Raw genomic sequence first — 24,789 nt, 5'->3', positions numbered from 1 at the left:
ACTGGCGGAGTGGACGGGACTCGAACCCGCGACCTCCGGCGTGACAGGCCAGCATTCTAACCGACTGAACTACCACTCCGCTGTGAGCCCGCAAGTATACCGACCTTTCGCGCGAGCGCAACTCTTTTCTGCTTACACCGAACACCCGCGACGGGCGGTGCCGGACTGGTGGGCACTGAGGGGATCGAACCCCCGACCCGCTCCTTGTAAGGGAGTGGCGACCTGTCGCTGTGACAGGCACTTAGAACGCCTCCATTTAGGGAGCGCCATCCGTGGAACATGCTCTGCAGAGTGCCGCACCATTCTATTGTAGGGAGGCAACACGCCCGGCGGCGGCTCCGTCGGGACTACTCAGCCGGCTCCGCGGGGTCAGGAGCCGGCCCGGAGGAGGCCTTTGATGCTTTTGCCTTGGCGACCTTGGCGGCGCTGCGCGCCAGCTTCTTCCTCGCCTCCTCGGCCTTCTCGCCTTCGATGACCTCGCGCTTCAGCACTTCGGCCAGCAGAACGTCCCGGATCTGCTGGTTGTCGATGCGCACGTCCGGCGACATGCGGCGGAGTTCCTTGCGGACCACATCGAGGACCGGGTCGGTCTGCAGCATGGCGCTGATGAAGAAACGCGACAGCGCCTGCTTCTGGTTGTGGTACTCGCCCAGCATGGAGCGCTGCCAGCCTTCCTTGCAGAGCAGGTACAGCAGCTCCATGTCGGCGTCGCTGCGGGTGCTGATCGCGCAGAAGTCGAACTCCAGCACCAGCTCGAAGTCGATGGGCTTGGCGAAGATCAGGCGGTAGATGCGCCAGGTGATGCCGTTGGTCAGTGCCACCCAGTCCACGCCCTGGTTGGCCGCGTAGTCGATGGCTTGCTTGACGTGCGAATCCTTCAGGTCCAGCCCGATCGCCTTCACCTCGATCAGGGTCTGCAGCTGCCCGTCGATCTTGATCGCAAGATCGCAGAACGTGCCGCGAATGGAATGCTCTGAGGTGACGTCCGAGTATTTGTCGTACCCGAAGACGTCGGCCAGCATGTCCTTGATGATGGTAACGGTGTCGGCTTCACCTACATCCCGGGATCGCGCGCCGGCCAGGATCGGCTGATAGCGCTTCACGCCCGCCACGATGCGTTCGGACACCCGCTTCGGAACACCTGCCATAGCCTTCCCCTGCTCCCTGAAAGTCCAACCATAGCCAAGGCCGATGCGTGCCCGCAACCGAGGCACCAAGCCCCCAAGACCACCGCCATGCGTGCATTGCCGGTCTTGCGTCAGGCGTTCCTATGACCACGAGTTACCCGTGGTTGACGCCCCCCCCTGGAACATCGGGCGAAGACGCGATTTGTAGGGAAAATATTAGGGAGATGCCGCGCCGACGCACCTAACCCGTTGTTTTATTGGTGGGCACTGAGGGGATCGAACCCCCGACCCGCTCCTTGTAAGGGAGCCGCTCTACCGCTGAGCTAAGTGCCCGGGCCGCGCATTATCGCCGCGCGGGTGCCGCAACGGAACACCCGCAACGAAAAAGCCCGGCGCGAGGCCGGGCTTTCCGATCACCGGCGCGAGCCGGCGGGCGATCAGTTGACCGCGTCCTTCAGCGCCTTGCCGGCCTTGAACGCCGGGTTCTTGGAGGCCTTGATCTTGATGGTGTCGCCGGTGCGCGGGTTGCGGCCGGTGCGGGCACCACGCTTGCGCACCGAGAAGGTGCCGAAGCCCACGAGGGTCACGGTGTCGCCCTTCTTCAGGGCCTTGGTGATGGCGGCAACCATCGCATCGACGGCACGGCCGGCGTCGGCCTTGGTCAGTTCGGCATGGTCGGCGACGGCTTCGATGAATTCGGCTTTGTTCATTTGCTTGTTGGCTCCGTTGCGGAAAGTGACGCGGAGAATGCGCTGACCGGATCCGGCGGCGCTCCCCTGCCGTGGACCCGGGCTTGCCGCGGCGCCGGCCCAGCCGCCGCGGTTGCCCACCTTATACCAGCGGCATTTCCGGTTCGCAACACGGAAAGCCAATGCTGGCGCGGGTTTCAGCGATCCGTCCCGGATTCCAGCTCCACCCCTGCGGTTTTCGCCGGTTTCAGTGCTTGAGCGGGGCGCGGCCGGCGCCACGGCCGCGCGGCCGCGGCTTGGCCACCGCGGTCGCCTGCACCTTGCGCGATGATTTCCTGCCGCCATCGCCCTTGCGCGCCGGCAGCGGTCGCTCCAGCGCCAGGTCCAGCACCTCGTCGATCCACTTCACCGGCACGATCTGCAGGTGGCGGGTGACGGTGGCCGGCAGCTCCGCGATGTCCTTGCGGTTCTCCTCGGGGATGATCACGGTCTTGATCCCACCGCGCAGCGCGGCCAGCAGCTTCTCCTTCAGGCCGCCGATCGCGGTCACCTTGCCGCGCAGCGTGATCTCGCCGGTCATCGCCACATCGTGCCGCACCGGCACCTTGGTCAGCATCGACACCAGCGCGGTGGCCATCGCGATGCCGGCGCTGGGACCGTCCTTGGGCGTGGCACCGTCGGGCACGTGCACGTGCACGTCGTGCTTCTGCAGGAAGTCCAGCGGGATGCCGAGCTGTTCGGCACGCGCGCGCACCACGCTGAGCGCGGCCGAAGCGGATTCCTTCATCACGTCGCCCAGCTGGCCAGTGAGCAGCAGCGCGCCCTTGCCCGGCACCAGGGTGGATTCGATCTGCAGCAGGTCGCCACCGACTTCCGTCCACGCCAGGCCGGTCACCAGGCCGACCTCGTTCTCGGCCTCGGCGCGACCGAAGTCGAAGCGGTGCACGCCGAGGTACTTCTCGAGGTTGCGCGCGTTGACCACGACCGTCTTCGGCTTCGCCGCCTTGCCCTTGTTCGCGGGCAGCGGGCCTTTCAGCGCGATCTCCTTGACCACCTTGCGCGCGATCTTGGCGATCTCGCGCTCGAGGTTGCGCACGCCGGATTCGCGCGTGTAGTAGCGGATGATGTCGAGGATGGCCGACTCCGCGATCTCCAGCTCGCCGTCGCGCAGGCCGTTGGCCTTGAGCTGCTTCGGCACCAGGTAGCGGGTGGCGATGTTGAGCTTCTCCTCCTCGGTGTAGCCGGGGATGCGGATCACCTCCATGCGGTCCAGCAGCGGGCCGGGGATGTTCAGCGAGTTGGAGGTGGCCACGAACATCACCTCGGACAGGTCGAGGTCGACCTCCAGGTAGTGGTCGTTGAAGGCGTGGTTCTGCTCGGGATCGAGCACCTCCAGCAGCGCCGAGGACGGGTCGCCGCGGAAGTCCATCGACATCTTGTCGATCTCGTCCAGCATGAACAGCGGGTTCTTGGTGCCGACCTTGTTCAGGCTCTGCACGATCCGCCCCGGCATCGAACCGACATAGGTGCGGCGGTGGCCGCGGATCTCGGCCTCGTCGCGCACGCCGCCCAGCGCCATCCGCACGAACTTGCGGTTGGTGGCCTTGGCGATGCTCTGCCCGAGCGAGGTCTTGCCCACGCCCGGCGGGCCGACCAGGCACAGGATCGGCCCCTTCATCTTGCTCACCCGCGACTGCACGGCGAGGTATTCGAGGATGCGGTCCTTGACCTTCTCCAGCCCGTAGTGGTCGGCATCCAGGGTCTCCTGGGCCGCCTTCAGGTCCTTGCGCACCCGGCTGCGCGTCGACCACGGCACGCCCAGCAGCCAGTCGAGGTAGTTGCGCACCACCCCGGCCTCGGCCGACATCGGCGACATCTGCTTGAGCTTGGCCAGCTCGGCGCGGGCCTTGGCCTCCACCGCCTTGGGCATGCCGGCCTTGGCGATCTTCTTGGCGATCTCCTCGAGGTCGTTGGGCGCGTCGTCGAGCTCGCCCAGCTCCTTCTGGATCGCCTTCATCTGCTCGTTGAGGTAATACTCGCGCTGGCTCTTCTCCATCTGCGACTTGACCCGGCCGCGGATGCGCTTCTCCATCTGCTGCACGTCGATCTCGCCATCGACCAGGCCCACCAGCAGCTCCATGCGCTCGCCGGTGTCCAGCGTCTCCAGCAGCTTCTGCTTGTCCACCAGGCGCACGCCCAGATGCGCGGCGACGGTGTCGGCCAGGCGGTCCGGCTCGTCGATCCCGGCCAGGGTCTGCAGCAGCTCCGGCGGCAGCTTGCGGTTGGTCTTGATGTACTGCTCGAACAGCGACAGCAGGGTGCGTGCGATCGCCTGCAACTCGCGCGGCTCGCGGGTGGAACCGGACTCGACCTCCACCGCCTCGGCGAACAGCGCGCCGTCGCGGCCGTGCACGTTGGCCACCTGCGCGCGCGACAGGCCCTCCACCAGCACCTTGATGGTGCCGTCGGGCAGCTTCAGCAGCTGCAGCACCTGCGCCAGGGTGCCGACCGCGTGCAGGTCGCCCGCGCCCGGGTCATCGGTATCCGGAGTCTTCTGCGCCACCAGCAGGATCTGCCTGTCGCCTTCCATCGCCAGGTCCAGGGCACGGATGGATTTCTCGCGCCCCACGAACAGCGGGATCACCATGTGCGGGAACACCACCACGTCGCGCAGGGGCAGCACGGGCAGCAGGCGGGAGGCGGTCTGGGTGGAATCGGGCGAGGCGGCCATGGGGGGAGGCTCCGGGAATCGTCATGCGGTGGCAACGGCTGCCACCGTGCTCCGTTTATGGGGCTGGCGGGCGCCGGTTGCAAGCACCGGCTGCCGCCGCCGAGCGGGGGTGACGGGGCGGCGCCCTGGAAGGCCCGCCCCACAACGGCGAAGGCCGCCTGATGGCGGCCTTCGGGGGCAAGGACCGGGACTGGCCGGGGGCGGCGTCAGTCCGCCGCGGCCGCCTTGGCCGGTGCCGGCACGTTCTGGTAGATCAGGTACGGCTCGGACTTGTGCTCGATCACCGACTCGTCCACCACCACCTTGCTGACGTTCTGCAGCGACGGCAGCTCGTACATGGTGTCGAGCAGCACCGATTCGACGATGGTGCGCAGGCCGCGGGCACCGGTCTTGCGCTTGAGCGCCTTGCGCGCGATCGCCGCCAGCGCGTCCGGGCGGATCTCCAGCTCCACGCCCTCCATCTCGAACAGGCGCTTGAACTGCTTGGTGATCGCGTTCTTGGGCTCGGTCAGGATCTTGATCAGGGCCTGCTCGTCCAGCTCCTCGAGGGTGGCGACCACCGGCAGGCGGCCGACGAACTCGGGGATCAGCCCGAACTTGATGAGGTCCTCCGGCTCCACCTGGGCCAGCACCTGGCCGACGTCGGCCTTGCGCTCGCTGCTCTTGACCTTGGCACCGAAGCCGATGCCGCCGGATTCGCTGGAACGCTGCTGGATCACCTTGTCCAGCCCGGCGAACGCGCCGCCGCAGATGAACAGGATGTTGCGGGTATCGACCTGCAGGAACTCCTGCTGCGGGTGCTTGCGCCCGCCCTGCGGCGGCACGCTGGCGACGGTGCCCTCGATCAGCTTCAGCAGCGCCTGCTGCACGCCCTCGCCGGACACGTCGCGGGTGATCGACGGGTTCTCCGACTTGCGGCTGATCTTGTCGATCTCGTCGATGTAGACGATGCCCTGCTGCGCCCTTTCGACGTCGTAATCGCACTTCTGCAGCAGCTTCTGGATGATGTTCTCCACGTCCTCGCCGACGTAGCCGGCTTCGGTCAGCGTGGTCGCATCGGCCATGGTGAACGGCACGTTGAGCATGCGCGCCAGCGTCTCCGCCAGCAGCGTCTTGCCCGAGCCGGTCGGGCCCACCAGCAGGATGTTGGACTTCGCCAGCTCGACGTCGTCCGACTTCTGGCGGCTCTCGATCCGCTTGTAGTGGTTGTACACCGCCACCGCCAGCGTCTTCTTGGCGCGCTGCTGACCGATCACGTACTGGTCGAGCACCTCGAGGATCTCCCGCGGCTTCGGCAGCGCGCTGCGGCTGGCCTGGGCCTTCTCCTCCAGCTCCTCGCGGATGATGTCGTTGCACAGCTCCACGCATTCATCGCAAATGAACACGCTGGGGCCTGCGATCAGCTTGCGCACCTCGTGCTGGCTCTTCCCGCAGAAAGAGCAGTACAGGATCTTGCCGCTGTCGCTGGGATTGCGTCCCTGACGGTCTTCGCTCATTCGCCACTCACTCGCCGCACTGCTGCGGCCTTGGCCCGAGGATAACACAGCGCCCCGCCGGGCCTGGCAGGGTGCCGCATGGGGGAATCACGGCCCGCACGATACCGGTAACGGCCGCGCCGTGCCCGGCTGCAGGGGCGCGCGGCGACCGCCGCGGCCCCGGCCGGGGATCAGGAGGCCTGGATCGACTCGTCCGGCCGGCGCGTCAGCACCTCGTCCACCAGCCCGTACGCGCGGGCGGCCTCGGCGCTCTTGAAGTTGTCGCGGTCGGTGTCGCGGGCGATGGTCTCGATCGGCTGGCCGGTGTGGCGGGCCAGGATCTCGTTGAGGCGCTCGCGCATGGTCAGGATCTCGCGTGCCTGGATGTCGATGTCGGCGGCCTGGCCCTGGGCGCCGCCCAGCGGCTGGTGGATCATCACCCGCGAATTGGGCAACGCGTAACGCTTGCCGGCGGCACCGGCGGCCAGCAGCACCGCGCCCATCGAGCAGGCCTGGCCGACGCAGATGGTGCTCACGTCGGGCTTGATGTACTGCATGGTGTCGTAGATCGCCATGCCGGCCGTCACGATGCCGCCCGGGGAGTTGATGTACAGGCTGATGTCCTTCTCGGGGTTCTCGGCCTCGAGGAACAGCATCTGCGCCACCACCACGTTCGCCACGTGGTCGTCGATCCCGCCGACCAGGAAGATCACCCGCTCCTTCAGCAGGCGCGAATAGATGTCGTACGCGCGCTCGCCGCGGCTGGTCTGCTCGACCACCATCGGGACGAGGTTGAGGTTCTTGATCGGATCCATGGCGTCTCGCTCTTCAGGTTCGGGGGGCCCCGCCGCGCGCGGCGGCGGGGTGATGGCGGCCGGTTACTGGCTGATCGCGTCCTGGAAGCTGAGCGCCTGCTCGGTGTGCTTGGCGCGCTCGGCGATCCAGTCGATCACCTGCTCCTCCATCACGCGGGTCTGCAGGCCCTGCATCAACTGGGGGTCGTTGCGGTACAACGCAATGACCTGCTCCGGCTGTTCGTAGGTGGAGGCGATCAGGCGCATGGTTTCGTTCAGCCGCGCCGAGTCCAGACGCAGCTCGTTGCGGCGGGCGATCTCGCCCACCAGCAGGCCCACCAGCACGCGCTTGCGGGCAGCCTCCTGGAAGGCCTCCGGGGCCGCCTCCAGGGCCTGGCCGCGGCGACGGGCGTCCTCGGTGGCGCTGGCCAGCAGCGCGCGCGCCTCGGTCTCGACCAGGCGCGGCGGCAGCTCCACGTCCTTGTACGCGGCCACCAGCTGCTCGCCCACCTCGCGGCGCAGGCGGTTCATCAGCGCGCCCTTCAGCTCGCGCTCGAGGTTGCTGCGGATTTCGGCCTTGAACTGCTCCAGCTCGCCGCTCTTGACCCCGAAGCTGCGGATGAAGGCGGCATCCACCTCCGGCAGCACCTGCTCGGCCACGCTCACCAGCTTGAAGGTGGAGGTGACGGTCTTGCCGGCGAACTGCGGCACGTGCCAGTCGGCCGGCAGGGTGACGTCGATCGTCTTCTCCTCGCCGGCGCGCATGCCGACGATGGCCGATTCCACCTCGGGATAGATCGCGGCCGAGCCCAGCACGGTGGCGTTCTTCTCCACCCCTTCGGCCGGGGTGCGCACGCCGTCCACGGTGCTGGTGGTCTCCAGATTCACCAGGTCGCCGGCCTTGGCCTCGCGCTCCACCACCCGCCAGCTGGCGCGCTGCTGGCGCAGGTTCTCGAGCATCCGCTCGATGTCGGCATCGGTCACCTCGGCGGTGTGGCGGATCACCTCCAGCTTGCTCATGTCGAGCTCGCCGAAGTCAGGCACCAGCTCGACCGAAGCCACGTACTTCAGTTCGCCCTCGCCGGCGTCCTCGCCCGGGGTCACCTGCGGCAGCCCGGCCACGCGCAACTCGTGCTCGCGCACCGCCTGGTCCAGGCCCTGGCGCAGCAGGCCATCGACGATCTCCGCGCGGACCTGCCCGCCGAAGCGCTGCTCGACCACCTTGGCCGGGACCTTGCCGGGACGGAAGCCCTTGATGCGGACGTTCTGCGCGATCTCGCGCAGGCGGCTGCCGACCTGGCTCTCGACGTCGCCCGCGGGCAGGCTGAGGATGACGCGGCGCTCGAGGTTGCCGGTGGATTCGACCGAGACTTGCATGATGCGATGGCTCCTGGGCGGGTTCGCGCGAACCCGGTTGCGACGGTTGTTGGTTGGACGATGGCGCGGCGCCGGGGCCGCGCGGAACGCGGTAGTTTCGCCGATTTCCCGGACCGGTGCCAGCGACCCGCGGCGGCGGCGGGCGTGGATGCGTTGACATGCGCGCGCAGTCGCCGGACAATGCGCGGCCTTTCGTTGCGCTGGCGCGCCGCGGGAGGCAGGCGACCGCAGCAGTCGGGCGATCGCCGGAGTGCTTGGGTTCTGCCGGCGGGGTATAGCGCAGTCTGGTAGCGCGCCTGCTTTGGGAGCAGGATGTCGGGGGTTCGAATCCCTCTACCCCGACCACCTCCGGCAGTCCCCGCCTTGCGATTCCGGACCGGGCGCCCGTAGCTCAACCGGATAGAGCACCGGCCTTCTAAGCCGGTGGTTGCAGGTTCGATTCCTGCCGGGCGCGCCAATGTGTCGAAACCGCTTGCATCGAAACCGTTGTCCCTGTGGTGGCTGTAGCTCAGTTGGTTAGAGTCCTGGATTGTGATTCCAGTTGTCGTGGGTTCGAGTCCCATCAGCCACCCCACCCTTTCGCAGCAACGGCATCCGAAGGGCTTGCAGCACGCCGGATGTCTGCTACAATTTTCGCCTCGGGGCCGTTAGCTCAGTTGGTAGAGCAGTTGACTCTTAATCAATAGGTCCAAGGTTCGAATCCTTGACGGCCCACCAAACCCGAAACGCCCGGCCCCGCCGGGCGTTTTCTTTTGCGAAGATGTGTCGGCGACGACGCGAAAGTGGCGGAATTGGTAGACGCCCTGGATTTAGGTTCCAGTGCCGCAAGGCGTGCGGGTTCGAGTCCCGCCTTTCGCACCACCCGCCTCCCCGCATCGGTGGCGCCCTTCGGTGACGGCAACGGCGCGACGGGCTATCCTGCGAGGACGGCAACCGGCCGGATCGCCACAGGATGGACGCCATGCGCAGCGGCAACCCCGCCCTCTCCGACAACACCTTCCTCGACCTCGGCAGCGGCACCCTGGTGCAGGGCGACGCCGGGGCGATGACGCTCAATGGCACCGTCAACAAGACCGCGCTGCTGCTGGTGCTGGCGCTGGTCGGCGCGCTGCTGAGCTGGTCGCAGTTCCACGCCGCGCTGGCGGCCGGCACGCCGGGCGCAATCCTGCCCTACGTCTGGGGCGGCGCGATCGGCGGGTTCGTGGTCGCGCTGGTGACGATCTTCAAGAAGGCGTGGGCGCCGTTCACCGCGCCGCTGTACGCGGCGCTGGAGGGGCTGTTCCTGGGCGCCGCCTCGGCGCTGTTCGAGCTGCGCTATCCCGGCATCGTGATGCAGGCGGTGGGGCTGACCTTCGGCACCCTGGCCGCGCTGCTGCTGGCCTACCGCAGCGGGCTGGTGAAGGCGACCGAGAACTTCAAGCTCGGCGTGGTGGCCGCCACCGGCGGCATCGCCCTGCTCTACCTCGCGCAGCTGGGCATGCACCTGTTCGGGTTTTCCGGGATGGGCTTCATCAACGGCAGCAGCCCCCTCGGCATCGCGTTCAGCCTGGTGGTCGTGGTGGTGGCCGCGCTGAACCTGGTGCTGGATTTCGACTTCATCGAACAGGGCGTGGAACAGGGCGCCCCGAAGTACATGGAGTGGTACGCCGCGTTCGGCCTGCTGGTGACGCTGGTGTGGCTGTACCTGGAGCTGCTGCGGCTGCTGTCAAAGCTGCAGTCGCGCAACTGAGGGGCCAAGGAGGGGCTGGCGCTTCGCAGCAAAATCCCCAGTGCCCCCAACGAAGAAGGGCGCCGCAGGGCGCCCTTCTTCGTTTCCACACGGCCGCGCCGCTCAGAGGCGGCTGGCGATGGCCTTGGCGAACGCCAGCGTGTTGCCCTCGCCGCCGAGGTCCGGGGTCAGCGAGTCCTTCGCCTCCAGCGTGGCGATGATCGCGCCGCGCAGGCGCTGCGCCTGGTCCGGCTTGCCGAGGTGGTCGAGCATCTGCGCCGCGCCCAGCAGCAGCGCGCACGGGTTGGCGATGCCCTTGCCGGCGATGTCCGGCGCGGAGCCGTGCACCGCCTCGAAGATCGCCGCCTCGGTGCCGATGTTGGCGCCCGGGGCGAGGCCCAGGCCGCCGACCAGGCCGGCACACAGGTCGGAGATGATGTCGCCGAACAGGTTGGTGGTGACGATGATGTCGAACTGCTCCGGCTTCATCACCAGCTGCATGCAGGTGTTGTCCACGATCATCTCGTTGCACTCGATGTCGGGGTACTGCGCGGCCACTTCGCGCGCGGTCTTCAGGAACAGGCCCGAGGTGGACTTCAGGATGTTCGCCTTGTGCACCACCGTCACCTTCTTGCGGCCGGTGGTCCGCGCCAGCTCGAAGGCGTAGCGCGCGATCCGCTCGGACCCCTTGCGGGTCACCTTCTGGGTCAGCACCGCGGTCTCGCCGTCGGCCGAGACTTCCTGGCCTTCGCCGATGTAGGCGCCCTCGGTGTTCTCGCGCACCGTGATCAGGTCCACGTTGCCGGGGAAGCGCGCCTTGGTGTTGGGGAAGCTGCGCGCCGGGCGGACGTTGGCGTACAGGTCGAAGCGCTTGCGCAGCTCGACGTTGATCGAGGAAAACCCGCCGCCGACCGGGGTGGTCAGGGGCGACTTCAGCGCGATCTTGTTCCTGCGGATGGAGTCCATGGTGGCGGCCGGCAGCAGCTCACCGTGCTTCTCCAGCGCCACCATGCCGGCGTCCGCGAATTCGTACGCAAGGCCCAGCTGCATCGCGTCCAGCACGTGCAGGGTGGCGTCCATGATTTCCGGGCCGATGCCGTCGCCGCGGATGACCGTGATCGTTGTCATTTTCCAGTGTCCAGACAGGCCGCCGCCACGCGTCTGGCGTGGCGGCGAGTGGGGGTTCGATGACTGGACATTATGGCAGATGCCGTGCGCCGGCGTATGCCGACGGGCCGGCGCGCCGCCCTCAGCCGTGCGTGTGCGCGTCCGGCGCGGCGGCCTGGCCCTGCTCCAGCTGGTCGAGGAAATCCACCGCCCGGCGCAGGTGCGGGATCACGATCGAGCCGCCCACCACCAGGCCGACCGAGAACGCCTCGAACATCTCCTCGCGGCTGACCCCGGCGTCCTTGCACTGCGCCACGTGGTAGCTGATGCAGTCGTCGCAGCGCAGCACCAGCGAGGCCACCAGCCCGCACAGCTCCTTGGTCTTCACGTCCAGCGCGCCGGCCTGGTAGGTCTGGGTATCCAGCGCGAAGAACCGCCGCACCACCTGGTTGGGCTCGTCCAGGATGCGCTTGTTCATGCGCTGGCGGAATTCGGTGAAGGCCCGCACCCGGTCGTCGCCGCCGCTCATGCGCCTTCTCCCTGCAGCAGCGGCTCCAGCTTGCCGGCGCGGTGCAGCGCCATCATGTCGTCGTAGCCGCCAACGTGGACGTCACCGATGAAGATCTGCGGCACGCTGGTGCGCCGGGTGAGCGCCACCATCTTCTCGCGCGCGGCCAGATCGGTATCGACCCGCACCTCGGACCAGCCCAGGCCCTTGCTCTTGAGGAAGTTCTTGGCCATCACGCAATACGGGCACACCTCGGTGCTGTAGATGGTGATCGGCGGGTGGCTGGGATCGCTCACGGGGGTCTCCTGAACCGAAAGGCGGCATTCTGGTCGAATATGGGGCGGCGCGGCCAGTTTCCCACCCGCTCAAGCCGCATTCACCCGGTTGCCACCACAATACTGCATCCTGCCCGCATGACCGTCCGCCTGCCCGCCGCCGCCCTGCTGTTCGCCCTGACCGCCAGCGCCGGGCTGGCCACCGCCCAGGAACGCGGCCTGCCCGACATCGGCTCCTCCGCCGGCAGCGTGCTGTCGCCGGCCAAGCAGGCCGAGTACGGGGCGATGGTGCTGGCGCAGCTGCGCCACGAGGGCTACGTGCTGGACGATCCGCTGCTGGACGGCTGGCTGGCCGACGTCGGCAAGCGCCTGGCCAGCGCCAGCGACCGCCCGCAGCAGGCGTTCACCTTCTTCCTGCTGCGCGACCGCCAGATCAACGCCTTCGCCACCCTCGGCGGCTACGTGGCGGTGAACTCCGGGCTGGTGCTGGCCGCCACGCGCGAGGACGAGCTGGCCGGCGTGCTGGCGCACGAGATCTCGCACGTCACCCAGCAGCACGTGCTGCGCGGCGCCGAGAAGGCCCAGCGCGAGAGCCTGCCGATCCTGCTGGCCACCCTCGGCGCGATCGTGGCGGCGCAGAAGGCCGGCGGCACCTCCAGCGGCGACGCCTCCTCGGCCGCGCTGATCACCGGCATGGGCCTGCTGCAGCAGCGCCAGATCGACTACACCCGCGACAACGAGGCCGAGGCCGACCGCATCGGCATCCGCCTGCTCGCCAACGCCGGCTACGACCCCGAGGCGATGGCCGATTTCTTCCAGACCCTGCAGGGCGTGGTGCGGATCAACCAGGGCGACGAGCGCTCGGCGCTGCCGGGCTACCTGCAGACCCATCCGCTGACCCTGGCGCGCATCAGCGAGGCGCGCGAACGCGCCGACAAGCTGGTGGCGTCGCGGCTGCCGCTGCCCTCCGCCAGCGGCGGCGGCAACCCGCTGCTGCCGGCCAACCTGCAGCTGGCCCCCGCCCGCCACCAGGCGCGCGGCGACACCGGCGACTTCCCCTGGGCCAAGGAGCGCCTGCGCGTGCTCAGCGCCCTGACCCCGGCCCAGGCCATCCGCGAGTACCGGCAGATGCAGGCCAAGCAGGCGCTCAGCGAACCCCAGCGCTACGGGTTGGCCCTGGCCCACCTGCTGGCCGGCCAGAACGGCGAGGCCCTGCAGGAGTTGGTGCCGCTGGCGCAGGCGCACCCCGGCAACCTGTGGCTGCAGATCGCCAGCGGCGAGGCCGAGGCGCGCAGCGGGCGCATCGCCGAGGCCGACCGCCGGTTCGACGCCCTGCTCGCGCAGATGCCCACCCACCGCGCGTTGGTGCTCACCTATGCGCGGCTGCTGGGCGAGCGCGGCACCCGCGAGGCCGGCCAGCGCGCGGTGGCGGTCCTGCGCCCGCTGCTGGGCGCCAGCAACGCCGACCTGCCGCTGCAGCAGATCTACGCGCGCGCCAACGAACTCGCCGGCGACCCGGTGCGCGCGGGCGAGGCCTGGGCCGAGGCGGCCTACCTGTCCGGGCGCCCGGAGCAGGCGCTGGTGCAGTTGGACAACCTCAAGAAGCGCGGCGACCTGGACTACTACGCGCGCGCGCGCATCGACGCGCGCATCGCGGCGATCACCCCCACCGTGCTGGAACTGCGCCGGCAAGGGATCCGCGACGAGGCGGTGGGCGGCCGGCTGGGGCTGTACGCCAGGTGACAACGTCACGAAACTGTCACCCAGCCGTCGTGTAATGCGGCGGCGCCCCCTCCGACGGCGCCACCACCGGATGCCATGCAGAAACACATCCTGATCGTCGAAGACGAGCCCGCGATCCGCGACATGCTGGCCTATGCCCTGCGCAAGGGCGACTACGCGCCGCTGCTGGCGGGAGATGCGCGCGAGGCGCAGGAGCGGATCGCCGAGCGCGTGCCCGACCTGATCCTGCTGGACTGGATGCTGCCCGGCACCAGCGGGCTGGAGCTGGCCCGGCGCTGGCGGCGCGAGGCGCTGACCCGCGACATCCCGATCATCATGCTGACCGCGCGCGGCGAGGAGAACGACCGCGTCGGCGGGCTCGAGGCCGGGGTGGACGACTACGTGGTCAAGCCGTTCTCCGCGCGCGAACTGCTGGCGCGCATCCGCGCGGTGCTGCGGCGCTCGCGCGAGGACGACGACGACGGCAGCGTGCAGGTCGGCGCGCTGCGCATCGACGGCGCCGCGCACCGGGTGTTCGCCGACATCGACGGCACCGCGCACCCGATCCAGATGGGCCCCACCGAATACCGCCTGCTGCACTTCTTCATGACCCACGCCGAGCGCGTGTACACCCGCGCCCAGCTGCTGGACCACGTCTGGGGCGGCAGCGTGTACGTGGAGGAGCGCACCGTGGACGTGCACATCCGCCGCCTGCGCAAGACCCTGGAACCGCACGCGCTGGACACGATGGTGCAGACCGTGCGCGGCGCCGGCTACCGCTTCTCCACCGCGGTGTGAGCGCGCCCGCGCCGGCGCGCCCCGGCCCGCCGCGGGGCGCGGGGCAAACCCGGATGCAAACCCGGATACTTGCCTGATGCCGTCGATCCCCCGCCACGCCTGGTTCCGCACCCTCTCCCAACTGCTGCTGGTACTCGCGGCCGGGCTGCTGGCCGGGCTGGCGCTGGGCCAGCCGTGGCCGGCGCTGGCGATCACCGCGCTGGGCGTGGTCGGCTGGCATTACTGGCGGCTGCACCGGCTGCTGCAGCGGTTGGCCGCGCGCCAGCGCCTGGTGCCGCACGGCAACGGCGTCTGGAGCGGGCTGGATGCCCTGCTGTACCGCGGCCAGACCGAGATGCGCGCGCGCAAGCGGCGCCTGCTGGCGATGCTGCGCGCCTACCGCGCGGTGGCCGCGGCGCTGCCGGACGCGGTGGTGCTGGTGGAGCGCAACAGCCAGCGCATCCTGTGGTTCAACGAGGCCGCCACCCCGCTGCTGGGGCTGCGCTATCCGCGCCACCACGGCGCGCCGCTGGCGGACGCGCTGCGCCCGCTGCCGATGGCGCAATGGCTGGCCGCCGGGCGCAACGCCGAGCCGATGGAGGACGTCGCCTCCCCGGCCGACCCCGGCATGCGCCTGAGCCTGCGCCTGCTGCCCTATTCCGATGACCTGTGGCTGCTGCTGGCGCGCGACGTCAGCAAGCTGCTGCGGCTGGAGCACATGCGCCGCGACTTCGTGGCCAACGTCTCGCACGAGTTGCGCACCCCGCTGACCGTGATCCACGGCTACCTGGAGATGCTCGACGCCGACGATCATCCCGAGTGGGCGGGCCTGCTGGACGAGATGCGCCGGCAGTCGCAGCGGATGGCGCGGCTGGTCGAGGACCTGCTCACCCTGTCGCGGCTGGAGGCGCGCGACCAGCTGGCCGAGGAGCACGTGGCGATGGCGCCGCTACTGGCCACCCTGCGGCGCGAGGCGGAGGCGCTCAGCGGCGGCCGCCACCGCATCCGGGTCGAGGACGAGGCCCAGGTGGACCTGCGCGGCGCCAGCAAGGAGCTGCACAGCGCGTTCGGCAATCTGGTCAGCAACGCCGTGCGCTACACCCCGGACGGCGGCGAGATCACGGTGCGTTTTTTCCGCGAATCCGATGGCAGCGCGGTGCTGGCGGTGCGCGACACCGGCTACGGCATCCCCGCCGCGCACCTGCCGCGCCTGACCGAACGCTTCTACCGCGTCTCCACCAGCCGCTCGCGCGAGAGCGGCGGCACCGGGCTGGGACTGGCCATCGTCAAGCACGTGCTGGGCCTGCACGGCGCGCAGCTGGCCATTGCCAGCGACGTGGGGGCCGGGAGTATCTTCAGCTGCCGGTTCGGTCGCGACCGCATCCTGCCCCGCGACCCCCACCTTTCCAGCCCGCCCGTGCCATGAACGCAGAATCCGACCACGCCCGCCTGCGCGACCCCGCGCTGTACGCCAACCGCGAGCTGTCGCAGCTGGACTTCAACTTCCGCGTGCTGGCGCAGGCGCAGGACCCGTCGGTGCCGCTGCTGGAGCGGCTGCGCTACCTGTGCATCTCCTGCACCAACCTCGACGAGTTCTTCGAGATCCGCGGCGGCGCGGTGCGGCATGCGGTGGAGCTGAACCTGCCGGCCGGGGTGGACGGGATCGACCCCGCCCTGCTGCTGAACAAGATCCACGAGCGCGCGGCCGAGCTGGTGGAGGCGCAGTACCGCTGCTTCTACGACGAACTGCGCCCGGCGCTGGCCGACGAAGGCATCCGGCTGCTGCAGCGCGAGCAGTGGACCCCGGCCCAGCGCGAGTGGCTGCGCCGGTATTTCGTCGAGGAGATCATGCCGGTGCTGTCGCCGCTGGGGCTGGACCCGGCGCACCCGTTCCCGAAGATCCTCAACAAGTCGCTGAACGTGGTGGTGCTGCTGGAAGGCCGCGACGCGTTCGGCCGCGAAGGCCACCTGGCGATCGTGCGCGCGCCGCGCTCGCTGCCGCGCATCATCCGCGTGCCGGGCCTGGACGGGGATGCCGATGCCAGCCTCGACTTCGTGTTCCTCAGCTCGGTGCTGTCGGCGTTCGTGGACGAGCTGTTCCCGGGAATGACGGTCAAGGGCGCCTACCAGTTCCGGGTGACCCGCAACTCCGAGCTGATCGTGGACGAGGACGACGTGGACAACCTCGCCCTGGCCCTGCGCGACGAGCTGCTGGGCCGCGGCTACCTGCGCGCGGTGCGGTTGGAGATCGACGAGCGCTGCCCGCAGGACATCGTGGACGGCCTGCTGGCCAACTTCGACCTGCCGCCGAACGCGGTGTACAAGATCAACGGCCCGGTCAACCTGAACCGCGTGATCCAGGTGTACGACCTGGTCAAGCGCCCCGACCTCAAGTTCCGCCCCTTCACCCCGCGCCTGCCGCGCGAGATGGAGGGCATGTTCGATGCGATCCGCCAGGGCGACCTGCTGCTGCACCATCCGTTCGACGCCTTCACCCCGCTACTGGAGCTGATCCGCCAGGCCGCCGAGGACCCGGACGTGCTGGCGATCAAGCAGACCCTGTACCGCGCCGGCAAGGACTCCCCGATCGTCGAGCACCTGATCCAGGCCGCGCGCAACGGCAAGGACGTGACGGTGGTGGTGGAACTGCGCGCGCGCTTCGACGAGGAGGCCAACCTGGGCCTGGCCGATCGCCTGCAGGATGCCGGCGTGCAGGTGGTGTACGGCGTGGTGGGCTACAAGACCCACGCCAAGATGCTGCTGATCGTGCGCCGCGAGGGCAACGCCCTGCGCCGCTACGTGCACCTGGGCACCGGCAACTACCACAGCGGCACCGCGCGCGCCTACACCGACTTCAGCCTGATGACCGCCGACCCGGCGATCGGCCAGGACGTGCACCTGATCTTCCAGCAGCTGTCCGGGCTGGCCGCGCCGCTGAAGCTGCAGCGCTTGCTGCAGTCGCCGTTCACCCTGCACCAGGGCGTGCTGGACCGGATCGCGCGCGAGGCCGCGCATGCGCGCGCCGGCAAACCGGGGCGGATCGTGGCGAAGATGAACGCGCTCAACGAGGCCAGCGTGGTGCGCGCGCTGTACGAGGCCTCGCAGGCCGGTGTCGAAATCGACCTGGTGGTGCGCGGCGCCTGCGCGCTGCGCCCGGGCATCCCCGGCGTGTCCGAACACATCCGGGTGCGCTCGGTGGTCGGGCGCTTCCTCGAACACCACCGGGTGTGGTGGTTCGGCAACGACGGCACGCCGGAGCTGTTCTGCTCCTCGGCCGACTGGCTGGAACGCAACCTGCTGCGGCGGGTGGAGATCGCATTCCCGGTGCTGGACCCGCTGCTGGCGCACCGCGTGCACCGCGAGGGCCTGCTGAACTACCTGGCCGACAACCAGAACGCGTGGGAGCTGCACGCCGACGGCCACTACGAGCGCTGCCGGCCGGCCGCCGGCGAGGCCGCGTTCTCGGCCCAGCTGTCGCTGCTGGAAGACCTGTACGCGTGAGCGCGCGCAGCGGCGCGCGCCCGCGATCGGCCATAATGCCGGGCATGGACGACCTCCCCTTCGCCCCGGCATGAGCACGGTCTCGCCCCGGCCGGGCTCTTCCCTCCGCGACGGCGACCTGGTGGCCGCGCTGGACCTCGGCTCCAACAGCTTCCACATCGTGGTGGCGCAGCGCGTGCTGGGCCAGCTGCGGGTGGTGGACCGCCTGCGCGAGACCGTGCGCATGGCCGAGGGCCTGAACGCGCTGGGCGGGCTGGCGCCGGAGGTGCGCGAACGCGCACTGGCCTGCCTGGCCCGGTTCGGCCAGCGGGTGGCCGACATCCCGCGCCGGCACGTGCGCGCGGTGGCTACCAACAGCGTGCGCCAGCTGCGCGACCCGGAGGCCTTCCTGCGCCCGGCCGAAGCCGCGCTGGGGCATCCGATCGACGTGATCTCCGGGCGCGAGGAAGCGCGCCTGGTGTACCTGGGCGTGGCCCACGAGCAGCCGCCCGAGCCCGAGCAGAAGCGGCTGGTGATCGACATCGGCGGCGGCTCCACCGAGTGCATCATCGGGCGCGGCTTCACGCCGCTGGAGCGCGAGAGCCTGCAGGTGGGCTGCATCGCCAGCACCCGCCGCTTCTTCGACAACGGCAAGCTCGGGCGCAAGCGCTGGCAGGCGGCGCTGACCGAGGTCGAACTGCAGTTCCAGCAGTTCGCCGCGCCCTACCGCAGCCTCGGCTGGGACGAGGCGATCGGCACCTCCGGCACCCACAAGGCGATCGGCAACATCTGCGCGGCGATGAAGCTGGGCAAGGGCAGCATCACCCGCGAGGGCCTGGCGCAGGTGCGCGAGCGCCTGCTGCAGGCCGGACGGATCGAGGACATCGACCTGCCCGGGCTGTCCGACGACCGCCGCCCGATCATCGCCGGCGGCGTGCTGGTGCTGGAGGCCGCGTTCGCGGTGCTCGGGCTGGAGCAGATCCAGGTGAGCAAGGCCGCGCTGCGCGAGGGCGTGCTGTACGACCTGCTGGGCCGGGGCGGCGCCGACGATCCGCGCGAGCTGTCGGTGGCCGCGCTGATGCAGCGCTACGGGGTGGACGCAGCGCAGGCGCAGCGGGTGGAATCCACCGCCCTGCAGCTGTTCGACCAGGTCGCGGCGGCCTGGGGGCTGGGCAGCGAGGACCGCGCCATGCTCTCGCGCGCCGCGCGCCTGCACGAGCTGGGGCTGGCGATCGCGCATAGCGGCTACCACGTGCACGGCGCCTACGTGCTGCAGCACTCCGACATCGCCGGCTTCTCGCAGCAGGGCCAGCGCTTCCTCGCCGCACTGGTACGCAGCCATCGCCGCAGCGTGCCGAAGTCCGCGTTCGAATCGATCCCCGACCGCCTGCTGGGCAACGCGCGCCGCTGCGCCGCGCTGCTGCGGCTGGCGGTGCTGCTGCACCGCGCGCGCAAGGACGAGCTGCCGCCCGGGCTGCGCCTGCGCGCGAACGGCGATCGCCTGGAACTGGCGCTGGACCGGCGCTGGCTGCATGCGCGCCCGCTGCTGCGCGCCGACCTCGAGGCCGAACCCGAGGACATGCTCGGGCTGGGCCTGCAGCTGCACATCGCGCAGGACTGAGCGGCGCGCCCCGCCGGCGGCCTGCCGGCATCCGCAAACGCGCGGGGCCGGCGCAAGGCCGGCCCCGTCGTCGGCAGGCGCGGCGCATGGCGCCGGCTGCCGGAAGCGGCCCGTCGCGGCCTAGCGGCTTTCCGGCGGCAGCGGCTTGCGCGGCAGCGGCTGCGGGCGGGTGGCGGCGTTGTACACGAACGCGGCCACGATCGCGGAGGCCTGCTTGAGGTCGTCGGCCACCGCGTGGTCCTGCACGTCGAGGTCGCTGTGGTGGACGTGGCTGAAGTAATCCAGCTGGTCCTGCACGAACTGGAAGCCCGGGATCCCCACCGCATCGAAGCTCACGTGGTCGGTGCTGCCGGTGTTGCGCTGGGTGACGATGGTCGCGCCGACGTCGTGCCAGGGCTTGAGCCATTCGGCGAAGATCGGCGCCGCGGCCAGGTTCTCCTGCGCGTAGATGCCGCGGATGCGGCCGCTGCCGTTGTCGAGATTGAAATACGCGGAAATCTTGCCGTACTCCGGCATCCGCACCAGTTTGCCGCGCTGCTGGCGCATGAACGCCGGCAGCGCCTTCTGGGCCGGGTCGGTGGGTTCCTCGAACTTGCCGAAATGGCGTGCCACGTAGGCCTGCGAGCCCAGCAGGCCCTGCTCCTCGCCGGTCCACAGCGCCACCCGGATGGTGCGGTCGGGGCGCGCGCCCACCGCCTTGAGGATGCGCATCGCCTCCATCATCACCGCCACCCCGGCGGCGTTGTCGTTGGCGCCGGCGCCGGCATGCCAGGAATCCATGTGTGCGCCCAGCATCACCACCTCGTCCTTGTGCGGGCCGACCCCGGGGATCTCGGCGATGGTGTTGTAGCCGGGCTGGTTGGTTTCATCGAGGAAGCGCGAATCCACGTCCAGCCGCAGCCGCACCGGCTCCTTGCGCTGCAGCGCGCGCAGCACGGTGTTGTAGTGCTCGGCCATCATCACCAGCGCCGGCACGCCCACCGCCTCGCCGGCCTTGCGCGAGCCGCCGCCCATCACCCGCACGATGCCGTCGTTCCAGCTGCTGATCGAGACCGTGGCCAGCACGCCCTCGTCGGCCAGGTAGCGGTTGAGCAGCGGCATCATCTCCATCCGCGCGCGCATGCGCGCCAGGGTGTCGGGATCGATCGCGCGCGGCTTGGGCAGCGGGAAGGTGAGCAGCTCGTCGAGGTCGGCCGCATCGTAGCGCTGGAAGTCGGGTTTCTCGCTGGGCTTGTACGGGCGCAGCTCGTCGGTGAACACGATCTTGCCGCGCAGCTTGCCCTTCCACTGCTCCAGATCGGCCTTGGACTCCAGCCGGGCGACCATCGCCTCGCCCTCGATCGCCCCCGGCGTGCCCGGCGTCCACGCCTTCGGCAGGGCGTGCAGCGGCATCGCGCGCGGGCTGAGCATCTCGACCTCGGCGCGGCTGAACTGCCAGCCGCGGCCGAGGTCCTCGACCGCCTCGTCGTGCACGTTGGCCAGGCCCCACTCGCCGAACTTCGCGCGGGTCCAGCGGTTGGCCTCGGCCATCGCCGGGGAATTGGTCAGGCGCGGCCCGATCACATCGGTGAGGTGGTTGAGGGTGTCCATCACCTGCGAGCGCTGGAACGCCTCCTGGCGGATGCGCGCGGTCATGTCCAGATCCACCTGTTCCTGCGCGTACGCGCGCTGGGCGGAGGCGCCCTGCGCGCCCGCCAGCCCCGCCGCCAGCAGGGCGGAGGCCAGTATCCATCGCTTCATCGTGTTCCCCGGTTGTTGGCAAAGCCCCAAGTCTGCCAGCGCGCGCCGGGTGCGCTCACGGGCCGATGGTCATGCCCCGGGCGCCTGCTGTAGTCGTGCCCGCCGCAGCCGCGGCTGCCACTGGCCCGGCCAGTCGCGGTCGTTGGCCACCTGCGCCTGCGCGCGGGTGGCCTCAAGCCGCGCGAAATCCAGCGTCGCCAGCGCCCAGGCCTCGGCATCGCCGGCCTGCGCATCGAGACCATCCGCGGTCTGCGCCAGCACGCCGTCGGCCGGCAGCCCTGCGTCCATCGGCGCCAGCAGCGCGGCGCGGCCGGTGTTCACGTCCAGCGCCGGGCTCCAGTCGACGCGGCCGGCGGTCACCGCCTGCGCCACGTAGATCCGGTTTTCCAGCGCACGCGCCAGGCACCCGACCCGCACCCGGGTAGCCCCGGCCTCGGTATCGGTGCAGCTGGGCACCAGCAGCAATTGCATGCCGGCCTCGCACTGGGCGCGCACCGGCAGCGGGAACTCGCTGTCGTAGCAGACCGCGATCCCCACCCGCACGCCGTCCAGCACCATCACGTGCAGGGCATCGCCGGGCTCGATCACCCGCGCCTGGCGCTCGAAGCCGGTCAGCTGCAACTTGTCCTGCCATAAGTGCGCGCCGTCGGCGGTGAACAGGTCGCTGCGGTTGCGGTAGCGCCCGGGAGCGATTTCCAGCAGGAAGCTGCCGGCCACGATGTGCAGCTCCAGCCGCCGCGCCAGCTGAGTGAACAGCGCAATCCAGTCGCCGCGCAGCGCCTGCAGCGCGGCCAGCGAGGCGTGCAGGTCGGTATGAACCGGCGGCGGGAACACTGCGGCCAGCTCCAGCGCCAGGTACTCCGGCAGCACGGCCAGGCGCGCGCCCTGCGCCCTGGCCTGCGCCAGCAGCGCCTCGACGCGCGCGGCAAACGCGGGAAAATCAGCCGGCCTGCCGACCGCATAGCGACAGGCGGCGACCTTCATGCCGCCTCCAGCGGGCGCAGCCAGAACGTCAGGGCATGTTCGAGCTCGCCCACGCCGACCTCGTTCCAGCGCAGACGCATGGTCATGCCCGGCTGGCGCACGTAGCCGCGCCTGGTCCAGAACGCCTCGTTGCCGCGATGGCCGGGCGGCCGCCGCGGGTCGTCGGCGGCGCGATCCACCGCCGCGAACGCAATCCAATCGAACCCGCCGAGTGCGCGCGCATGCGCCTCGCGGGCGTCGAAGAACGCATGCCCGATGCCGCGCCCGCGGTAGGCCGGCAGCAGCACCGACTCGCCGCAATAAAACACCCGCGCCGGGTCGATCCCGCGCGCATGGAACGGCACCTGGAACTCGGCGCCATCCTCCGCCAGCGGCAACCCGGTACTGGCGCCGACCACACGCTCGCCATCCACGGCCAGCACCACCACGCTGCGCGGACAGTCGGCGTAGGCGCGCAGGTACTCGCGCTCGTAGCCGACGTCGCCATCGTAGAGATAGGGCCAGTCGCGGAATACCGCGATCCGCAGCGCGGCGATCGCGTCCAGATGCGGCACGATGGCCGCGCCGACGAGGGTGCGAAGCGTGATGTCGGGGGGCATGCGCGGATCCATGCGCGGATTCTAGAGCCCCGGGCCCGCGGATGGCCACCCGCCGCATGGATGCGACAATGCAGGCATGAACTATCGCCACGCCTTCCATGCCGGCAACCATGCGGACGTGCTCAAGCACGTCGTGCTGCTGGCGCTGTGCGACGCCCTGACCGCCAAGCCTTCCCCCTGCTTCGCGCTGGACACCCACGGCGGGCGCGGCCTGTACAAGCTGGACGGCGAGGCCGCGCAGAAGACCGGCGAGGCGCAGGACGGCATCGCCAGGCTGCAGGCGGAAGCCCCGCGTGATCCCGCGGTGCAGCGCTACCTGGCGGCGGTGCGCGCCTGCCGGACCCAGCACGGCGCGCAGGCCTATCCCGGTTCGCCCTGGCTGCTGGCGCATGCGCTGCGCGCCGGCGACCGCATCGCCGCCTGCGAGCTGCACCCGGAGGAGGCGCACGTGCTGCGCGCGCACTTCGCCGGCGACGTGCGCATCGCCGTGCACGAACGCGACGGCTACGCGGCGATCAAGGCGCTGCTGCCGCCGAAGCACGGCGCCACCAAGTTCGCGCGCGGGCTGGTGTTGATCGACCCGCCCTATGAGGCGCAGCTGGCCGAATTCGACACCGCCCTGGCCGCGCTGGTCGAGGGCCTGGCGCGCTGGCCGCAGGCCATCTATGCGCTGTGGTATCCGATCAAGCAGGGGCGCGCGCTGCAGCCGTTCCGGCGCGCCGCCGCCAGGCTGCCGGCCAAGTCCGCGCTGCGGCTGGAGCTGCTGGTGCGGCCGGATGACTCGCCGCTGCGGATGAACGGTAGCGGCCTGCTGGTCCTCAATGCGCCGTGGCAGTTCGACGCCGCCATGCGCCCGGCGCTGGACGCGCTGCGCGTGGCGCTGGGCGAACCCGGGGCCACCGCCTGCGTGGACTGGCTGCGCGCGCCGGCCTGAGTGGCGGGCCGCGCGGGCAACCCCTAAGCTCGCGGCTCCGCCCGGCCCTGCCCCGCCCATGCCCTCCAGTTTCTTCGCCCTGTTCGACGACATCGCCAGCCTGCTGGACGATATCGCCGCGATGACCAAGGTCGCCGGCGGCAAGACCGCGGGCGTGCTGGGCGACGACCTCGCGCTCAACGCGCAGCAGGTGACCGGCATCCGTGCCGAACGCGAACTGCCGGTGGTGTGGGCGGTGGCCAAGGGCTCGCTGGTGAACAAGGCGATCCTGGTGCCGGCGGCGCTCGGCATCGCGGCGCTGGAAGGCTGGCTGGCGTCGCGCGGGCTGCGGGTGCCGCTGATCCTGCCGCTACTGATGCTGGGCGGTGCCTACCTGTGCTACGAGGGCGCGGAAAAACTGGCCCACAGGCTGCTGCACGGGCGTGAAGACGCGCAGCATCACGCCGCATTGGCGCAGGCGGTGGCGGACGCGGACGTGGACCTGGTGGCGTTCGAGCGCGACAAGATCCGCGGCGCCATCCGCACCGATTTCGTGCTGTCGGCGGAGATCATCGTGATCGCGCTGGGCACGGTCGCCGGCAAGCCGCCGGCGGTGCAGGTCGGGGTGCTGGTGGCGGTGGCCCTGGCGATGACCGTGGGCGTGTACGGGCTGGTGGGCGCCATCGTGAAGCTGGACGACGTGGGCCTGCACCTGGCGCGGCCCGGCGGCGCGCGCGCGCGCGCGGCGCTGGGGCGCGGCATCCTCGCGTTCGCCCCGCGCCTGCTGAAGGCGCTGTCGGTGGCCGGCACCGCGGCGATGTTCCTGGTCGGCGGCGGCATCCTGGTGCACGGCATCGGCCCGCTGCACCATGCCCTGCAGGGGCTGGCGACGGTGCCGCCGGGCTGGCTGTGGACGGCCCTGGCCAATGCCGCCTTCGGGGTGGTGGCCGGCGCGGCCTTGCTGGCGGCGGTGGCGCTGCTGGCCCGCCTGCGCGGCCCGCGCGCCCCGGCCGGCGGCTGACCGGTGACGGCTGACCCGTCGCGCAGACACGCGCCGTTCATTTTTTGGTAATTCCTAGCCTTTCCGGACCAAAGTTGGCATGAGTTCCTGGATCGACGTCTGCTTGAGAAGCTTGTAGATCAAGGGTTTCAGGTCTTCGCC

At 70.1% G+C, this 24,789-nt stretch carries 20 protein-coding genes and 7 tRNA genes; 13 read left to right on the top strand and 14 right to left on the bottom strand.

Going from position 1 to position 24,789, the window contains the following annotated elements:
- Positions 1-2: 2 nt before the first annotated feature.
- From EDC34_RS06355 to tig, 8 genes are all read right to left on the bottom strand, one after another.
- Positions 3-79: transfer RNA gene (locus EDC34_RS06355), tRNA-Asp, on the bottom strand.
- A 268-nt stretch (positions 80-347) separates the two neighbouring features.
- Positions 348-1,148 carry a type I restriction enzyme HsdR N-terminal domain-containing protein gene (locus EDC34_RS06345; protein WP_114960297.1) on the bottom strand — a complete coding sequence of 267 codons (801 nt, stop codon included), beginning with the start codon at positions 1,146-1,148 and terminating at the stop codon, positions 348-350.
- A gap of 237 nt (positions 1,149-1,385) precedes the next feature.
- A tRNA-Val gene (locus EDC34_RS06340) sits at positions 1,386-1,460 on the bottom strand.
- A 104-nt stretch (positions 1,461-1,564) separates the two neighbouring features.
- On the bottom strand, positions 1,565-1,837 hold the full coding sequence (locus EDC34_RS12455) for an HU family DNA-binding protein (protein ID WP_114960298.1): 273 nt from the start codon (positions 1,835-1,837) through the stop codon (positions 1,565-1,567).
- Between the two features lie 226 nt (positions 1,838-2,063).
- Complete coding sequence (gene lon / locus EDC34_RS06330; RefSeq protein ID WP_114960299.1) at positions 2,064-4,547, bottom strand: endopeptidase La; 2,484 nt, start codon at positions 4,545-4,547, stop codon at positions 2,064-2,066.
- A gap of 206 nt (positions 4,548-4,753) precedes the next feature.
- Positions 4,754-6,043, bottom strand: coding sequence for an ATP-dependent Clp protease ATP-binding subunit ClpX (gene clpX, locus EDC34_RS06325; RefSeq protein WP_114960300.1), 1,290 nt, complete (start codon positions 6,041-6,043; stop codon positions 4,754-4,756).
- Between the two features lie 170 nt (positions 6,044-6,213).
- A complete protein-coding gene (gene clpP, locus EDC34_RS06320) occupies positions 6,214-6,837 on the bottom strand; it encodes an ATP-dependent Clp endopeptidase proteolytic subunit ClpP (protein ID WP_114960301.1) in 624 nt (207 codons plus the stop codon).
- Between the two features lie 63 nt (positions 6,838-6,900).
- The gene (tig, locus tag EDC34_RS06315) at positions 6,901-8,193 is read right to left on the bottom strand and encodes a trigger factor (protein WP_114960302.1); all 1,293 of its coding nucleotides are present in this window, start codon (positions 8,191-8,193) and stop codon (positions 6,901-6,903) included.
- A 268-nt stretch (positions 8,194-8,461) separates the two neighbouring features.
- Between tig and EDC34_RS06310 the strand changes: the two genes are divergently transcribed.
- From EDC34_RS06310 to EDC34_RS06285, 6 genes are all read left to right on the top strand, one after another.
- Positions 8,462-8,538 (top strand) — tRNA-Pro (locus EDC34_RS06310).
- A gap of 35 nt (positions 8,539-8,573) precedes the next feature.
- Positions 8,574-8,650, top strand: a tRNA-Arg gene (locus tag EDC34_RS06305).
- 40 nt (positions 8,651-8,690) lie between these two features.
- A tRNA-His gene (locus EDC34_RS06300) sits at positions 8,691-8,767 on the top strand.
- 67 nt (positions 8,768-8,834) lie between these two features.
- Positions 8,835-8,910, top strand: a tRNA-Lys gene (locus EDC34_RS06295).
- Between the two features lie 59 nt (positions 8,911-8,969).
- A tRNA-Leu gene (locus tag EDC34_RS06290) sits at positions 8,970-9,054 on the top strand.
- 100 nt (positions 9,055-9,154) lie between these two features.
- Positions 9,155-9,922 carry a Bax inhibitor-1/YccA family protein gene (locus EDC34_RS06285; protein WP_114960326.1) on the top strand — a complete coding sequence of 256 codons (768 nt, stop codon included), beginning with the start codon at positions 9,155-9,157 and terminating at the stop codon, positions 9,920-9,922.
- Between the two features lie 102 nt (positions 9,923-10,024).
- On the opposite strand, the gene EDC34_RS06280 is transcribed toward EDC34_RS06285, so the two are convergent.
- The 3 genes from EDC34_RS06280 to grxC form a co-directional block, all read right to left on the bottom strand.
- Positions 10,025-11,029: an isocitrate dehydrogenase gene (locus EDC34_RS06280; RefSeq protein ID WP_114960303.1), complete on the bottom strand. Its 1,005-nt coding sequence runs from the start codon at positions 11,027-11,029 to the stop codon at positions 10,025-10,027.
- A gap of 121 nt (positions 11,030-11,150) precedes the next feature.
- The gene (locus EDC34_RS06275) at positions 11,151-11,537 is read right to left on the bottom strand and encodes a carboxymuconolactone decarboxylase family protein (RefSeq protein ID WP_114960304.1); all 387 of its coding nucleotides are present in this window, start codon (positions 11,535-11,537) and stop codon (positions 11,151-11,153) included.
- Positions 11,534-11,812 carry a glutaredoxin 3 gene (gene grxC / locus EDC34_RS06270; RefSeq protein WP_240311096.1) on the bottom strand — a complete coding sequence of 93 codons (279 nt, stop codon included), beginning with the start codon at positions 11,810-11,812 and terminating at the stop codon, positions 11,534-11,536. Before grxC ends, EDC34_RS06275 begins: the two co-directional genes overlap by 4 nt.
- Positions 11,813-11,929: 117 nt before the next feature.
- Here grxC and EDC34_RS06265 point away from each other — a divergent pair, with 117 nt between their 5' ends.
- From EDC34_RS06265 to ppx, 5 genes are all read left to right on the top strand, one after another.
- Positions 11,930-13,534, top strand: a complete 1,605-nt coding sequence (locus tag EDC34_RS06265) for a M48 family metalloprotease (protein WP_114960305.1) — start codon at positions 11,930-11,932, stop codon at positions 13,532-13,534.
- 75 nt (positions 13,535-13,609) lie between these two features.
- Positions 13,610-14,311: a phosphate regulon transcriptional regulator PhoB gene (phoB, locus tag EDC34_RS06260; protein WP_114960306.1), complete on the top strand. Its 702-nt coding sequence runs from the start codon at positions 13,610-13,612 to the stop codon at positions 14,309-14,311.
- Positions 14,312-14,387: 76 nt separating this feature from the next.
- The gene (phoR, locus tag EDC34_RS06255; protein WP_114960307.1) at positions 14,388-15,716 is read left to right on the top strand and encodes a phosphate regulon sensor histidine kinase PhoR; all 1,329 of its coding nucleotides are present in this window, start codon (positions 14,388-14,390) and stop codon (positions 15,714-15,716) included.
- Positions 15,713-17,791: a polyphosphate kinase 1 gene (gene ppk1 / locus EDC34_RS06250; RefSeq protein ID WP_114960308.1), complete on the top strand. Its 2,079-nt coding sequence runs from the start codon at positions 15,713-15,715 to the stop codon at positions 17,789-17,791. Before phoR ends, ppk1 begins: the two co-directional genes overlap by 4 nt.
- Before the next feature lie 70 nt (positions 17,792-17,861).
- A complete protein-coding gene (gene ppx / locus EDC34_RS06245) occupies positions 17,862-19,391 on the top strand; it encodes an exopolyphosphatase (protein ID WP_114960309.1) in 1,530 nt (509 codons plus the stop codon).
- Positions 19,392-19,511: 120 nt separating this feature from the next.
- Here the strand turns inward: ppx and EDC34_RS06240 are convergent, their stop codons facing one another.
- The 3 genes from EDC34_RS06240 to EDC34_RS06230 all read right to left on the bottom strand — a co-directional run bounded on the left by EDC34_RS06240 (position 19,512) and on the right by EDC34_RS06230 (position 22,726).
- Positions 19,512-21,131 carry a M20/M25/M40 family metallo-hydrolase gene (locus EDC34_RS06240; RefSeq protein WP_114960310.1) on the bottom strand — a complete coding sequence of 540 codons (1,620 nt, stop codon included), beginning with the start codon at positions 21,129-21,131 and terminating at the stop codon, positions 19,512-19,514.
- A 69-nt stretch (positions 21,132-21,200) separates the two neighbouring features.
- The gene (locus tag EDC34_RS06235; RefSeq protein ID WP_114960311.1) at positions 21,201-22,115 is read right to left on the bottom strand and encodes a carbon-nitrogen hydrolase family protein; all 915 of its coding nucleotides are present in this window, start codon (positions 22,113-22,115) and stop codon (positions 21,201-21,203) included.
- Positions 22,112-22,726, bottom strand: a complete 615-nt coding sequence (locus EDC34_RS06230; protein WP_425477470.1) for a GNAT family N-acetyltransferase — start codon at positions 22,724-22,726, stop codon at positions 22,112-22,114. Before EDC34_RS06230 ends, EDC34_RS06235 begins: the two co-directional genes overlap by 4 nt.
- Positions 22,727-22,790: 64 nt before the next feature.
- Between EDC34_RS06230 and EDC34_RS06225 the strand changes: the two genes are divergently transcribed.
- Both EDC34_RS06225 and EDC34_RS06220 read left to right on the top strand, forming a co-directional pair.
- The gene (locus EDC34_RS06225; RefSeq protein WP_114960312.1) at positions 22,791-23,648 is read left to right on the top strand and encodes a 23S rRNA (adenine(2030)-N(6))-methyltransferase RlmJ; all 858 of its coding nucleotides are present in this window, start codon (positions 22,791-22,793) and stop codon (positions 23,646-23,648) included.
- Positions 23,649-23,706: 58 nt separating this feature from the next.
- Positions 23,707-24,648 (top strand): DUF808 domain-containing protein, encoded by a 942-nt coding sequence (locus EDC34_RS06220; RefSeq protein ID WP_114960313.1) that lies wholly within the window; start codon positions 23,707-23,709, stop codon positions 24,646-24,648.
- Positions 24,649-24,789: the final 141 nt, after the last annotated feature.

The organism is Thermomonas haemolytica (genome assembly GCF_004346265.1).
Taxonomy (GTDB): Bacteria; Pseudomonadota; Gammaproteobacteria; order Xanthomonadales; family Xanthomonadaceae; genus Thermomonas; species Thermomonas haemolytica.
This window is presented reverse-complemented; position numbering and strand designations above follow the sequence as displayed.

Coding starts and splice junctions, on each gene's coding strand:
- tig (WP_114960302.1), bottom strand. CDS start 8,193: ATGCAAGTCTCGGTCGAATCCACCGGCAACCTCGAGCGCCGCGTCATC.
- lon (WP_114960299.1), bottom strand. CDS start 4,547: ATGGCCGCCTCGCCCGATTCCACCCAGACCGCCTCCCGCCTGCTGCCC.
- phoR (WP_114960307.1), top strand. CDS start 14,388: ATGCCGTCGATCCCCCGCCACGCCTGGTTCCGCACCCTCTCCCAACTG.
- EDC34_RS06275 (WP_114960304.1), bottom strand. CDS start 11,537: ATGAGCGGCGGCGACGACCGGGTGCGGGCCTTCACCGAATTCCGCCAG.
- EDC34_RS06230 (WP_425477470.1), bottom strand. CDS start 22,726: ATGGATCCGCGCATGCCCCCCGACATCACGCTTCGCACCCTCGTCGGC.
- EDC34_RS06235 (WP_114960311.1), bottom strand. CDS start 22,115: ATGAAGGTCGCCGCCTGTCGCTATGCGGTCGGCAGGCCGGCTGATTTT.
- clpX (WP_114960300.1), bottom strand. CDS start 6,043: ATGAGCGAAGACCGTCAGGGACGCAATCCCAGCGACAGCGGCAAGATC.
- clpP (WP_114960301.1), bottom strand. CDS start 6,837: ATGGATCCGATCAAGAACCTCAACCTCGTCCCGATGGTGGTCGAGCAG.
- EDC34_RS06280 (WP_114960303.1), bottom strand. CDS start 11,029: ATGACAACGATCACGGTCATCCGCGGCGACGGCATCGGCCCGGAAATC.
- phoB (WP_114960306.1), top strand. CDS start 13,610: ATGCAGAAACACATCCTGATCGTCGAAGACGAGCCCGCGATCCGCGAC.
- ppx (WP_114960309.1), top strand. CDS start 17,862: ATGAGCACGGTCTCGCCCCGGCCGGGCTCTTCCCTCCGCGACGGCGAC.
- EDC34_RS12455 (WP_114960298.1), bottom strand. CDS start 1,837: ATGAACAAAGCCGAATTCATCGAAGCCGTCGCCGACCATGCCGAACTG.
- EDC34_RS06285 (WP_114960326.1), top strand. CDS start 9,155: ATGCGCAGCGGCAACCCCGCCCTCTCCGACAACACCTTCCTCGACCTC.
- ppk1 (WP_114960308.1), top strand. CDS start 15,713: ATGAACGCAGAATCCGACCACGCCCGCCTGCGCGACCCCGCGCTGTAC.
- EDC34_RS06220 (WP_114960313.1), top strand. CDS start 23,707: ATGCCCTCCAGTTTCTTCGCCCTGTTCGACGACATCGCCAGCCTGCTG.
- EDC34_RS06225 (WP_114960312.1), top strand. CDS start 22,791: ATGAACTATCGCCACGCCTTCCATGCCGGCAACCATGCGGACGTGCTC.
- EDC34_RS06240 (WP_114960310.1), bottom strand. CDS start 21,131: ATGAAGCGATGGATACTGGCCTCCGCCCTGCTGGCGGCGGGGCTGGCG.
- EDC34_RS06345 (WP_114960297.1), bottom strand. CDS start 1,148: ATGGCAGGTGTTCCGAAGCGGGTGTCCGAACGCATCGTGGCGGGCGTG.
- EDC34_RS06265 (WP_114960305.1), top strand. CDS start 11,930: ATGACCGTCCGCCTGCCCGCCGCCGCCCTGCTGTTCGCCCTGACCGCC.